Source organism: Nocardia sputi (assembly GCF_023501985.1).
Genome location: NZ_JAMFLC010000007.1, coordinates 159,585 through 171,483, shown reverse-complemented (window position 1 = coordinate 171,483; position 11,899 = coordinate 159,585). Strand labels below are relative to the sequence as shown.

Annotated in this window: 12 protein-coding genes; 7 read left to right on the top strand and 5 right to left on the bottom strand. The window is 66.6% G+C overall.

Features of this window, described 5'->3' with window-relative positions:
- Positions 1–38 precede the first annotated feature (38 nt).
- The gene (locus tag M8859_RS12565; RefSeq protein WP_249644242.1) at positions 39–923 is read left to right on the top strand and encodes an alpha/beta fold hydrolase; all 885 of its coding nucleotides are present in this window, start codon (positions 39–41) and stop codon (positions 921–923) included.
- A 127-nt stretch (positions 924–1,050) separates the two neighbouring features.
- On the opposite strand, the gene M8859_RS12560 is transcribed toward M8859_RS12565, so the two are convergent.
- Positions 1,051–2,262: a cytochrome P450 family protein gene (locus tag M8859_RS12560; protein WP_159928253.1), complete on the bottom strand. Its 1,212-nt coding sequence runs from the start codon at positions 2,260–2,262 to the stop codon at positions 1,051–1,053.
- A gap of 404 nt (positions 2,263–2,666) precedes the next feature.
- On the opposite strand from M8859_RS12560, the gene M8859_RS12555 reads away from it, so the two are divergent.
- Both M8859_RS12555 and M8859_RS12550 read left to right on the top strand, forming a co-directional pair.
- Positions 2,667–3,608, top strand: a complete 942-nt coding sequence (locus M8859_RS12555) for an alpha/beta fold hydrolase (RefSeq protein WP_249644241.1) — start codon at positions 2,667–2,669, stop codon at positions 3,606–3,608.
- Between the two features lie 158 nt (positions 3,609–3,766).
- Positions 3,767–4,432: a hypothetical protein gene (locus M8859_RS12550; protein WP_159928257.1), complete on the top strand. Its 666-nt coding sequence runs from the start codon at positions 3,767–3,769 to the stop codon at positions 4,430–4,432.
- 14 nt (positions 4,433–4,446) lie between these two features.
- Here the strand turns inward: M8859_RS12550 and M8859_RS12545 are convergent, their stop codons facing one another.
- Positions 4,447–5,202 carry a ZIP family metal transporter gene (locus tag M8859_RS12545; protein WP_195070619.1) on the bottom strand — a complete coding sequence of 252 codons (756 nt, stop codon included), beginning with the start codon at positions 5,200–5,202 and terminating at the stop codon, positions 4,447–4,449.
- 281 nt (positions 5,203–5,483) lie between these two features.
- Here M8859_RS12545 and M8859_RS12540 point away from each other — a divergent pair, with 281 nt between their 5' ends.
- Together M8859_RS12540 and lipB are read left to right on the top strand one after the other, a co-directional pair.
- Complete coding sequence (locus M8859_RS12540; protein ID WP_159928261.1) at positions 5,484–6,587, top strand: glutamate--cysteine ligase 2; 1,104 nt, start codon at positions 5,484–5,486, stop codon at positions 6,585–6,587.
- Between the two features lie 180 nt (positions 6,588–6,767).
- Positions 6,768–7,403: a lipoyl(octanoyl) transferase LipB gene (gene lipB, locus M8859_RS12535; RefSeq protein WP_159928263.1), complete on the top strand. Its 636-nt coding sequence runs from the start codon at positions 6,768–6,770 to the stop codon at positions 7,401–7,403.
- Positions 7,404–7,716: 313 nt separating this feature from the next.
- Here lipB and M8859_RS12530 read toward each other — a convergent pair whose 3' ends face one another.
- Together M8859_RS12530 and M8859_RS12525 are read right to left on the bottom strand one after the other, a co-directional pair.
- On the bottom strand, positions 7,717–8,457 hold the full coding sequence (locus M8859_RS12530) for an oxygenase MpaB family protein (RefSeq protein ID WP_159928265.1): 741 nt from the start codon (positions 8,455–8,457) through the stop codon (positions 7,717–7,719).
- Entirely contained in the window at positions 8,454–8,681 is a 228-nt protein-coding gene (locus M8859_RS12525) for a hypothetical protein (RefSeq protein ID WP_159928267.1), read from the bottom strand. Before M8859_RS12525 ends, M8859_RS12530 begins: the two co-directional genes overlap by 4 nt.
- 911 nt (positions 8,682–9,592) lie before the next feature.
- Between M8859_RS12525 and M8859_RS12520 the strand changes: the two genes are divergently transcribed.
- A complete protein-coding gene (locus tag M8859_RS12520; protein WP_195070621.1) occupies positions 9,593–10,546 on the top strand; it encodes a DUF5996 family protein in 954 nt (317 codons plus the stop codon).
- Positions 10,547–10,905: 359 nt separating this feature from the next.
- Positions 10,906–11,133, top strand: coding sequence for a hypothetical protein (locus tag M8859_RS12515; RefSeq protein ID WP_236565628.1), 228 nt, complete (start codon positions 10,906–10,908; stop codon positions 11,131–11,133).
- Positions 11,134–11,290: 157 nt separating this feature from the next.
- Here the strand turns inward: M8859_RS12515 and M8859_RS12510 are convergent, their stop codons facing one another.
- Positions 11,291–11,572 carry a hypothetical protein gene (locus M8859_RS12510; RefSeq protein ID WP_159928273.1) on the bottom strand — a complete coding sequence of 94 codons (282 nt, stop codon included), beginning with the start codon at positions 11,570–11,572 and terminating at the stop codon, positions 11,291–11,293.
- Positions 11,573–11,899: the final 327 nt, after the last annotated feature.

The window sequence follows — 11,899 nt, the reverse complement described above, 5'->3', positions numbered from 1 at the left end:
TGGCGACCGGCGCGAGCAACCCACCGAAGAAGGTAGGAATGACGGATACCGCCCAACACACGCAAGGCATCGCGGACTGGGTCGCCACCCGGGGCGGGCGCCGACTGTTCGCGATGGTGTTGCCTGATCCACGCTCCGTCACCGATACCACCACGCCCACCGTCGTATTCGAGGCCGGGGCCGGCACGAGCCGATCGTCGTGGGCCAAGGTGCAACCGGAAGTTGCCCGTTTCACGCGAGCGATCGTGTACGACCGCTCCGGCCTCGGCCGCAGTGCGCCCGACTCGGCGGGCCGCACTTTGCATCGCATGGCCGACGATCTCGACGACGTGCTCGACCACTTCGAGCCGGGACCGTTCATCCTTGTCGGCCACAGTGCCGGCGGCCCGATCGTGCGCCTCGCCGCCGCCCGTCGCCCCGATCGGATCGCAGGCCTGATACTGGTCGACCCCGCCGACGAAGCGGCCGATGTGCTGTTCAGCCGCAGCTTCCGCCGAGGCGAGCGCATCGCGCTCGGTGTCGGAACCGTCCTCACGCCGCTGGGGCTGACCAAAGTGCTGTTTCGAAGGCACCTGCGCGACATCCCGGCCGATGTTCGCCGTGACCTGCGGCGAGAGGGATTCACTTCCGGCGTGCTGCGCACCCAGCGGCACCAGGCCCGTACCTTCCTCGACGAGCTCGCCACCTGGCGCGACAACCCGCCCGACCACGGGTCGATTCCGGTCACCGTCATCTCCGGCGGGCGCGTCGGCGACGGGATGAACGCCGCCATCCGCGCCGAGGCCATCGCCTCCCATGCCCACCGCGCCGCACGAGCGCACCAGGGCCGTCACGTCATCGCCGAACACTCCGGCCACTACGTCCCCCTTACCGAGCCGGACCTGATCGTCCGCGAGATCACCAGGATGACAGCGCCGTCGTAGAGCGCGACCGGAGGCGCCCGCGCACTGTGTTCAGCAGTGTGCGAGCGCCGTCCCCGCCTGACCGGCAGGGGTTCCGCGAGTCGCGACGGCCTCGAGCGAAGTGCCCGGACCTTTCTGTGCGGTGAGGTCAGTTCGCGGGAGGTTCGAGCAGCACCGGAAGAGTGAGGGGACCGCTGGTGATGAACTGTGGGCTGTGCGGGATCAGGGCGGGATCACATGCGAGGCTCAGGCGCGGGAACGTGTCGAACAGCGCGGACAGCGCGATTCGGGTTTCCAGTCGTGCCAGCGGCGCGCCGAGGCAGAAGTGCGGCCCGTGGCCGAAGGCCAGTTGGTCGCGATGATCGTGATCGATGTCGAAGACATCGGCGTCGGGATACCGTCGCAGATCCCGTCCGACTCCGGCGAACCACCCGACGATGGCGCCCGCGGGGATGTCGACCCCGGCGATGCTGACGTCCCGTAGCGCGTAGCGGTTGAACATCACGCATGCCGAGGAACGGAAACGCAGTGCCTCCTCCACCACATCCGTCCACCGATCCTCGGCGCGGGCTTTGGCGAGTTGCCCGGGATGGGTGCACAACGCGATGACCGCGTTCCCCAGCAAGTGCACTGTCGTCTCATGTCCGGCGATGATCACCAGCCACAACGTTTGAACCAGTTCCTCCTCGCTCAAACCGTTCTCGACGTCGGCCCGCAGCAGGGCCGAGGTCAGGTCGTCACCGGGTGAGCGCCGCTTGCGGTCGAGAAGTTCGGTGAGATAGGCCAGCATTCCCTCCACGGCGGCCTTCGTCTCGTCCCCTGTGCTGGTGTGTGCCACGACCGTCGTGGCCCAGCGCCGGATCTGTGCTTGTTCGGCCGCGGGCACACCGAACAGTTCGCAGATCACGCGCACCGGTAAGGGTGTTGTGAAGTGGGGCACCAGATCGATCTCGGTGTCGTGATCACGCAGCTCATCGAGGAGTTCGCTGGTGATCTGCCGGATTCGCGGTTCCAGCGCGGCCACTCGGCCGGGGGTGAACGCTTGGCCGATCGCCCTGCGCAACCGGCGGTGATCGTCCCCGTCCTTGTTGAGCATGTGGTCGATGTCGGTCAGCGCGCGCAGGGGCCAGTCCGCCGGGATGGTCCCATCGTGCAACGCGGGGCAGTTGCGGGCGTTCTTGCTGAACAGCGTGCCGTCGCCGGCGAGGACTTCACCGACCGCTTCGTGACCGACCGCGAGCCACGCCTCGACCGCGCCGGGCAGTTCGATCGGAACCACCTGCCCACGTACACGGATTCGCTCATAGGTGTCGAAGATGGATTCTCCAGCGGTGGGCAGCTGGATCACGGCCTCGGTCATGCTGTCTCCCAGGATCGCGAACAGGTGGCGCGCACGCAGCCGGGTCGGTTGCGGCGCCAAGTAGTGTGGACCGCCGCTCCGCGTCGCTTCATCCGAACCGAATTCTTCTGCCCCGGAACGCAATTTCGCGGCACAAAACCGATGGATGGCATCATCGAGATCACGTTCGGCGTCGCCGGAGCCTTCACACTCGGCATCCCCCTGGCGCCCGTGCCGAACTGCCAGCGCACGAACCGTCGCCCGCGACGACGTGCATACGCGGTAGGAGCCCGACCACCCGCAGCGCGAAACTCGCTCAGCCCGGCCTTGGGCGGCGCGAGTGGTGAAACAGGCCACATACCATCACGTCGGCGGTGGCTGTCTCGTCCTCTGATCGAAGACATCCACCTGCCAAGGAGTGCCCCATGCGAACCAAGATCCGGTTCCCCCGCTCGGCCCTTGCCCTCGCCGCCACCATGACCGCGCTGTTCGCGCCGACTGTTCCGGTCGCAAACGCCTGGGAGCCGCCGAGGTCGGACCTGCCCTCCCGATACCTGACGGGTGTCGAATCACGATATGCCGAAACCGATCTCGCTCGATTCCACTACACGGTTTCCGGTAGCGGATCGCCCGTCGTACTGATCGCCGGTGGCGGCTTGTGGGGCTACTCTTGGCGAGAGGTGGCCCCCGCGCTCGCCCTGCGGCACACCGTCTACGTAGTGGACCTGCCCAGCCAGGGCTACACCGAATCACGCAGCGCCGAGTTCGCCTTCGACCTGCCCGCCATGGCGGACGCCATCGCGAGCTTCCTCGACGCCGTCGGCTTGCATCGCGCCGCGCTGGTCGGGCACTCCTGGGGTGGAGCCTGGAGCCTGTACTTCGCCGAACAGCATCCCGAACGCGTCGAGCGGCTGGTGCTCTTGGACTCCCCCGGGCTGGACGCCGAGAAGGCGCCGATCACACCCTTGTTCCAAACCCCGGTGATCGGTGAACTGACCACCGACCTCATGACCCGGTCGCTCTACGCCGAGAGCATCCGCGGTACGTTCACCCACCAGGAGCTCGTCACCGACGAACTGATCGAGGAGTTCTACGAGCCGTTCTCGCGGCCCGCCAACCGCGACGGTTTCCTGGCCCTGTGGCGAAATCTCGACTACCGCCGCACCGACGCCGGACTGCACCAGGTGAGCGCACCCACCCTGGTGATCTGGGGCGGCGACGACCAATGGCTGCCGTCCTCCCAGGCGACCCGACTGGCCGACCGAATCCCCCATGCCGAAGCGGTTATCTTCCCCGGCTGCGGCCACACCGTGCACGAGGACTGTCCCGCCGCGGCGATCCCCCGGATCACGACCTTCCTGAACTGATCACCACGAACGGGAGCAGCCGAGCACCGGAACAGAACGCCGGATTCGTCCGGTTGTCAGGGTTGGCGGATCGGGGACTGCCGTCAACCCGCCCGCTGGTCGACGGGACGCGAATACTGCGGCTCGGCCGTGTCAGCGCGCGTCGCTAGTCTGCCGACATGGTCTCACCCGATTCGGCACTGCGCCGCCTGCTGCGTGAAACAGGAAAACTGCTACAGCAGTACGGGTTCGACGGCGCCGACCCCACCTGGATACGGGTCGAGCCCGGCGGTGTCGCCTCCGTCGGCCGCACCAGGGTCACCCGCACATGGGTCAGCGGACAGCAAGTGCTCAGCTTCGGCTTGGACCTGAACGCCACACCGACCGCCTGGTGGGAATACTGCAACTGGCGCAACGCACGACGGGGCCTACCGCCCACACCGTTGGAGAAAGCCACCGGCCCCGACCTCATCGACACCCATCCCCTACCCGACCGGCTGACCACGCCGTGGTCTCTGCGCCTGGACCCGGCTCAACCGGGCCAACACGTGCTGCAGACCGACATCGACGCCATTCGCAGCGAACTGCCCTCGCGCGTGCACGCATACGCGCGCAGAGCGCTCCGACTCGTGGAGCCCGGTCGCTACCTCGACGAACTCTGTTCTCGGCCCGACCCGCGGATACAGACCTGGGAGGCCGTCACAGTCCTGCTCGCCGAACGCGGACCAGGACCAGAACTCGACGACGCGATACACCACCTGCGCCAAGGCCGCGCGGACAACGACGACTCGGCTCACGCACAGGAGGTCATCGCCTATGCGCGGACCCGAGCCGCCCTGGTCTGAGCACGCGGCACCGGTCAGGGCTGGACTTGGGACAGCCCGAACGCGGCGAGGAATCCTGCCACGATGATCAATCCGATCCACAGGTGTGCGTCGCCGAATGCTTCGGGGATCATCGTGTCGGCGATCATCGCCAGGATCGCTCCGCCCGCGAGCGCGGTGATCGCGGCCAGCACGGCGGCGGGGACCCCGCCGAGCAGCCCGTACCCGGTCATGGCCGCGACCGCGCTGATCACCGCGATCCCTCCCCACAGGGTGAACACGTATCCGCGGCTGCGTCCGGCTCGCAGCATTCCCGAAGCACTGGACAGGCCTTCGGGAACGTTGCTGATGAACACCGCGGCCACCGTGACCACACTCACCGTGCCGCCGCCGACGAGGCTGGTGCCGATCACCATCGACTCCGGTATCCCGTCCAGCAGCGCGCCCAACGCGATCGCGGTGCCGGAACCGGATTGCTCGGCTTCGGAAGGTTGCTGATCACCCGAGCGTTTCCGGTGATGCGCACCGCGACGCGCGAGCACCACATTCGCCAGGGTGTACAGCACTGCCCCCGTCACAGCGCCCGCGGCGGTCGCGGCCATCCCGCCGCGTTCGTGGGCTTCGGCGATCAACTCGAACGACACCGCCGACAACAGCACGCCGCTGCCGAAAGCCATGACACCGGCCACCACTCGTGCCGGGATCCGCTTCGAAAGGCCCGCCAGCGCTCCGATCAGCAACGCTGATCCCGCCAGCAACCCCCAGCCACCCGCGACCAATACTCCAGGCACTCTTCATCCCTCATCCACACACGGTGACAACCGAAACCACGCTCACTACGAGCTATCCGACCGCCCCGATCCCAAACGTCCACGCTCGCAACCGGGACGATCCTCACTCGTGCGCGTGGCGACCCGGGCTGCCCCGCCCGTGTCGGCGACGTGGCAGATCAGTGGCACGACCATCCGCCGCTGCCTGTTTGGCCGTTCGAACCGGGGGTACGGTCCGATCACATTCGTTCGCATCGTCGGCGCGCGCGCCGGACAGTTGGCAGAAGGGAGCGACCACGACCATGGATACCCATGTACCGACTGTCGGTGTCGAAGAGGAATTCCTGCTGACCGATCCGGAAACAGGCGCCCCGACGCCCAAGAACACCCAGGTCGCCGAAGCGGCGAAGAAGGCGGACATCGACCTGCAACTGGAACTGACCAGCTGTCAGGTGGAGACCAGTAGCGGTGTCCACTCCGATATCGGCGACCTACTCACGGAGTTGCGCACGCTGCGCAGGACCGTCGCCGAATGCGCGGCCGACAACGACGCTCGACTGCTCGCCGTCGCGGTGCCCCCGACGGTGCCCGAGGAGTTCCCGGTCACCGACACGCCTCGATACCGGCGGATCGCCGACACCTTCGGCATGATCGCCCATGAGCAAGGATTGTGCGGCTGTCACGTGCATGTGGGTGTCCCCGACCGGGACACCGCGATCCTCGTCGGCAATTACGTGCGCCCGTGGTTGCCGGTGTTCCTGGCGTTGACCGCCAACTCCGCGATCTACCGTGGCAGCGAGACCGGGTACGCGAGTTGGCGCAGCATATTGTGGCGGCGCTGGCCGAGCGCGGGACCACCTCCGTACTTCGCTTCCGTCGACGACTACGACTCGATCGTGGCGATGATGCGGGCCAGCGGCAGCATCCTGGACAACAAGATGGTGTACTGGGACATCCGGCCCTCGGAATCCTTCCCCACGGTGGAGATTCGCGTCAGCGACGTCCCCGCCACCGCGGAGGAAGCCGCACTCCTCGCCGCGCTGATCAGGGCTACCGTCGCCACGGGCTTGCGATCGATCGAACGGGGTGAGCCCGCCCCGCCCATCCCGGCCGAAGTACTTCGCGCCGCCTACTGGAACGCCGCGCGGTCGGGGCTGGACGGCGGCGGACTCGACCCGCTCGAAGGCCGGGTAGTCCCCCACCGCGACTTGCTGGACAAACTCGTCGGTCACATCGAGCCCGCGCTCCGGGAGTCCGGTGACCACGCCTTCGTCGCGCGGGCGATCGTGGCTCTGGACGCGCGTGGCAACGGCGCCCGGCGTCAGATCCGAGCCAGGCGCGCCCGCCACGAAATCGCGGACGTGGTCGCGGAACTGGCACACGCGACCCTCGAGGGATGCGCTTGAGCAGCCCGTCCCAGCTCGACGGTCATCGGCGGACAGCTGATGGCGGATCCGGCCGGCGCTCGAATGGTGCCGGTGTCATCGAACCGCACCTTCGCGGCGCACTCGTCGACGCCGACCGGCCCGTGCTCGTCCTCTCCCCTGGCGCCGCCGCCCGGCGAGGGAGCGCGATATCGTCGGAGCATGCAGTCCCGGCCGCTGACTCTGATCCAGGACGACCTCGTCGACTACGACAAGGCCATGGAGCGCATGACCGAACTGGTCGAGCAGCGCCACAGCGGCGCGCGGCCGGATACGCTGTGGCTACTGAGTCATCCGCCGGTCTACACCATTGGTCGCCGGACGCCACGAGAACACCTGCCGGACCCGGCCCACCACATCCCGGTAGTGCAGACCACTCGCGGGGGCCAGCTCACCTACCACGGACCCGGTCAGCTGGTCGGCTATCTCATCGTCCGGCTCGGCGCAGGCGAAGGGGTGGTCGACTACATCCGTGAGGTCGAGTTCCGCCTGATCGAGGCACTCGGCCGCCTCGGTGTTCCCGCCGAACGCCGCGACACCCCACCCGGCTCCGAACTGCTCACCGGCGTGTGGACCAAGCAGACCGACCGCAAGATCGTCTCCATCGGCATGCGCCAGAGCCGTGGTATCACCAGCCACGGCTTCGCACTCAATGTGGACGGTGATCTCGACCCCTGGCGCTGGGCTGTGGCCTGCGGACTCCCCGACGTCGACATGACCTCCGTCGCGCGCGAATCCGGGACAACGACCATGGAGCAAGTGCGCCGGACCGTCGCCACCGCCTTCGAAGCGAGCTGACCGCAGAGTTCGCGAACGATTCACCGACCGCCGAAGACGATATCCCGGCACGTCTGCGCCCGGTCTGCGGATACTTCCGTACCTCCACACGGCAGCAGCGATGAAGGTCGGCACCGCAGTTTCAGCGATATAGGAGAACCACGGGGTCGGTACCCGGTGCAGCGCAGCGACCTTGCAGGCGAGAGCCAGGGATGAGCTGCGCAGTTTCCACGGCGGGCATCGTAGGAGTCGCGACGGACATCCCGCCACATCTGATCGGCCGAACCATCCGAGAACCCGGCCGGTAGAGGTCGGCAGTCCTGATACCGAGGCGTCAGGCGCGCGCCGCGGGCACCAATCGCGCTCGGGAGGTCAATGCGCGCGTGCCCGTCTTCACGACCTTCGCGTAAGCGGCGGTCGCGGTCCGGTCGCCGGGCTGCAAAGAGATTCGCAGGAGTTGCCGGGTTCGGTCGTGCAGCAGAGTTCGCACGGCGAAGTCCGGAAGGGCGCGGGGCAACCAGACGTCGGGCCGCAGCAGTTGCGGCGCGAGCTTGTCGGTGTCGGGGGTGACGGCCAGTTCGGTGGCGCACACCGATTCCAGGTAGTCCTCGAAGTCCGCCCAGGTCCGCGGCATGTGCCGCGCCGAGATCCCGTACCGCCGATACCACTCGCAGCAATCGGCGTACAACGCCTTCTTCTCGTCGACACTCAGGGGGCGGTCGAAGGTTTCGATGGCCGTGTACAGGGTGTCGACGTAGGTGGCGTGCTGGAAGAAGAACAGTTCGGGCGTCAGGCCGCTGTAGCGCTTGCCCCGGCTGTCGACGCCGTGCACCACCCCGTGCCCGTACAGGATCGCCGGGTGCGGATCGCACAGGGTGTACGCGAGGTAGATCATTCGCGACACCGTCCGCTTCTTGTGCGCCCACAAACTGCTCGGCGCGTGATCGACGATGGCAGCCGCGACGGATGGGTGCAGTATTTGCAGCCCGACCGCGCGGGGCAGAGTGAGGGCGAAACGGCGGTCGCCGAGGTAACGACCGAGAAGGGAACCACGTTCCAAGGGCGTGGTTTTCATTCCCGCAGCCTTGCCCGAGCGACGACCGGCGCCATCCAACCGGGCGCCCACCAGTTGGCGGTTCCTGCTGTCCGCATGGCGGCGGGGACGAGGATGGTGCGGACGAGGGCGGCGTCCAGGTACCCGCCTGGACCCACGCCCTGCCGAGATGCCGCCTGGTTCGTATCAGGACCACCGGCTTCGTTGTCATACAACACTTTCCGGGTCACGATATGATCGCCCACAACACCTCCTGAGTGTATGAGAAAGTATACGTTCCATTATCTCATCAGTCACCTCCGCGAGGTCGCATGGGACTCGAACGGCCGACCACTGCCGGATTCGGCCCACTTGCGACATGGTCCACAACTCCGTGTCACAGCAGGGTGACTCCCGGGTCCGTCGAAGATTCCTGCCCGGGAATATTGCGGATGGCGGGTGAGTTCGAGCCGGTAGGCGAACCGGCCCCGCCCCGTCACCGACTCGAAATGCGCGTATAGCACTCGCACCGATCCTCGATCAAATCCTCGATCTCGGCATTGACACCGACGCTTCCGGTCGCCGTCCGATCGCGGCATTATGCGTTACCGGACGTATCCCAAACCCCGGCGTCCAGCGTGCTGTCACACCACAGAATCCGCGTGTCGATTCGCGTCGGCGGCGCGTGTGAAGAATGCTCACAAGTACGAAATCAATTGTCCGCCTGAGCATAACGTGCCATATGGAGCGGACGGAAATGATCGGAGAAATAGCGGTGGTACTGCTGTGGGTGGCAATCGTTGCCATCGTCCTGATTCTGCTCAGCGGTGCGGCCGCGGCCATGGTTTGGGATCCGAACTCCCGGCGTAGGGCTCGGGCGATGAAGAAGGGTGCCGCACTGCCGGTGACGAGCATGCGGACCGGGCACGAAATTTGGCCACACCGGCACTGAGGGGTCGCGCCTCGATCGTGTTCCGTCTTCGCTCACCCGTCCGGCGACCGACTCGACAGCACTTCGCATCGAATTTGCCAGACGGTTGCTATTTGTTCAGCATTCGGGCCTGCGAGCACCTGTTCACCGGGTAGGTTGAGATGCCAGGAACACTGCGCCGCACTTGCCTGGGCGTCTGAACGCGGCGCAGGCGCCAAGAATTGCCGAATGAGCGGAGGTGCAGCGATGACGGGCACAGATGCCGCTCCCGAAGCCTGGCCCGCCTTGCGCGTCGATAGCTGGACTTCTACTCGCGAGACGCTGCATATGTGGACACAGATTGTCGGCAAGATCAGGCTTTCGCGCGCGCCGCTGGTCAACCATTGGTGGCAGGTCACTTTCTACGTCAGCCCGAGGGGACTCACCACCTCCGCCATCCCGCACGCGTCCGGTTGCTTCGACATCGAATTCGACTTCCTCGACCACCGGCTGCACATCCGCTCCAGCGACGGCCGCACTCGCCAGGTCGCGCTCGAGCCCAAGCCGGTGGCGGTCTTCTACGGCGAAACCGTCCAAGCACTCGGTGAACTCGGCATTCCGGTGCACATCCAGGCCAGACCCAACGAGGTCGAGCCCGCCGTCCCGTTCGCCGACGACTACGAGCATCGCTCCTATGACGCCGCGTCCGCCACCTTGTTCTGGCGCCAACTGATCGCCGCCGATCGCGTCATGCACCAGTTCCGTTCGCGTTTCCTCGGCAAGGTGAGCCCGGTGCACTTCTTCTGGGGCGCGATGGACCTGGCATGCACCAGATTCTCCGGGCGGGCCGCGCCGCCACACCCGGGCGGCGCCCCCAACTGCGGCGACTGGGTCATGGTCGAGGGCTACTCGCACGAACTGAGCAGTTGCGGCTTCTGGCCCGGCGGCGGGACCGAAGGCGCTTTCTATGCCTACGCGTACCCGGAACCCGCCGGCTTCGCCGACTACCGGGTCGGCCCGCGCGCAGCCTCCTACAGCGGCGACTACCGGCAGTTCCTCCTGCCGTATGAGGCAGTTCGCACCGCCGAAGCGCCCGAATCGGCGCTGCTCGAGTTCCTCGACACGACATATGCGGCCGCCGCCGAACTCGGCCACTGGGACCGCTCGGCCCTGGAGGCGGACCCGGGCCGCTGGAACCACAAGCGCCGGCCCCCGACGTAATGTGGCACAGCCGTGATCGGCCGAGCCGGGAGAGTGCCGCGACAGCGACGGTCACGCTCCTTCGACCCACCTCGGCGACACGCCTCGGCATGCCGTCCATGGCGGAGCCCCTGCTCACCTGCCACACCCCGAAGCCGCTTCGCGCCCGGCCGAACGGCACGTCGGACAGGGCGTAAGACTTCCACCCGCCCGGGGTGACCGGCCTCGTCGGCCTGATCAGCGCTTACATCATCGCTCCCACTCCTGGGAATAGTTGTGCATATATCGGTCCACTGATCAATGTATCGTTATATGACGGCACGTTAATCGACGGGATAGAACTCATGCAGAACACGAGGATGCGCGTAACAGTAGGTCGAGTGGTGGCTTCGGCGCTGATCGGCGGGGCGGTCGTGACGGCGGCGGCCATCGCCTCGCCGGAGCCCATCGTGACCACCACAGCGGACCGGTACTCCCACGACCCTGCCGACAAGCGCGGTTCCGGCGTGGGAAGACGGGGCCTGAGCAGCAACCACGGCGGATACCAAGGTCGCAACGAACGTCCCTGCCAGTACACCCCGGAGGGGTACTGCACCGGAGGGCGTTGACCCGACTGTCGCTACAGCGGGCCGGATCGTCCGGGCACCCCGCATGGGCCGCCCTTCCGTGTGCATCGAACCGAGCAATCGAGACCAGCGATCGGATACGAAGACACCGGCCCGACAGAGGCCGTCGGGCCGGTGGTCACGCGTGCGGGGCCGTGCGTCAGCCGATGATCGCGTTCATGATGGTGCCCGCGCTCGTCGCCACCGCGCCGCCTGCCATCGCACTGGCGACCATTTTCGGCGACTGGAGGGTGCCGCCGTTCCATTTCTCCCACGCGAACCTGCCGCCGCCGTAAGTGATCGCCGTGATTCCGGAGAGCTGGACCAACCAGGTGAAGTAGCGGCCCAGCTGCATGAATTTGTCCGCGATCGGCGGCTCTTCCGCAGTCGGATTTTCGAACTGCTGCGCGACCACGGTGTCGTGCAGCGCGGCGAGGATCATGCTCACGTTCGTTCTCCTTTTCGCATGCCGAGGTGATGCTGGAGACAGATTCGAGAGAAAGAGCTGCGGCTACCGAGCAGTTCGGCGCACCACGGGCACCGCGACATCCACGGCCGCCGATCCGGCGGTCCCGTGTCGTGGTCGTGTGCCGCTTTACGAGCGATGACCGGGAAAACTCGTGACAAGATCAATTAGACCGCATGGCGAAGGTGTATTCCCCGCGACACACCGTAGTGCGCATGATTCAACTCACAGGCACGTGCCGTGCCGGAGAAGGCTGCGACCTTTAGGATTTCACTCAGTGCAGGGGCTGACATGATGTCGGTG

Coding starts and splice junctions, on each gene's coding strand:
- M8859_RS12565 (WP_249644242.1), top strand. CDS start 39: ATGACGGATACCGCCCAACACACGCAAGGCATCGCGGACTGGGTCGCC.
- M8859_RS12560 (WP_159928253.1), bottom strand. CDS start 2,262: ATGACCGAGGCCGTGATCCAGCTGCCCACCGCTGGAGAATCCATCTTC.
- M8859_RS12555 (WP_249644241.1), top strand. CDS start 2,667: ATGCGAACCAAGATCCGGTTCCCCCGCTCGGCCCTTGCCCTCGCCGCC.
- M8859_RS12550 (WP_159928257.1), top strand. CDS start 3,767: ATGGTCTCACCCGATTCGGCACTGCGCCGCCTGCTGCGTGAAACAGGA.
- M8859_RS12540 (WP_159928261.1), top strand. CDS start 5,484: ATGGATACCCATGTACCGACTGTCGGTGTCGAAGAGGAATTCCTGCTG.
- lipB (WP_159928263.1), top strand. CDS start 6,768: ATGCAGTCCCGGCCGCTGACTCTGATCCAGGACGACCTCGTCGACTAC.
- M8859_RS12530 (WP_159928265.1), bottom strand. CDS start 8,457: ATGAAAACCACGCCCTTGGAACGTGGTTCCCTTCTCGGTCGTTACCTC.
- M8859_RS12520 (WP_195070621.1), top strand. CDS start 9,593: ATGACGGGCACAGATGCCGCTCCCGAAGCCTGGCCCGCCTTGCGCGTC.
- M8859_RS12510 (WP_159928273.1), bottom strand. CDS start 11,572: ATGATCCTCGCCGCGCTGCACGACACCGTGGTCGCGCAGCAGTTCGAA.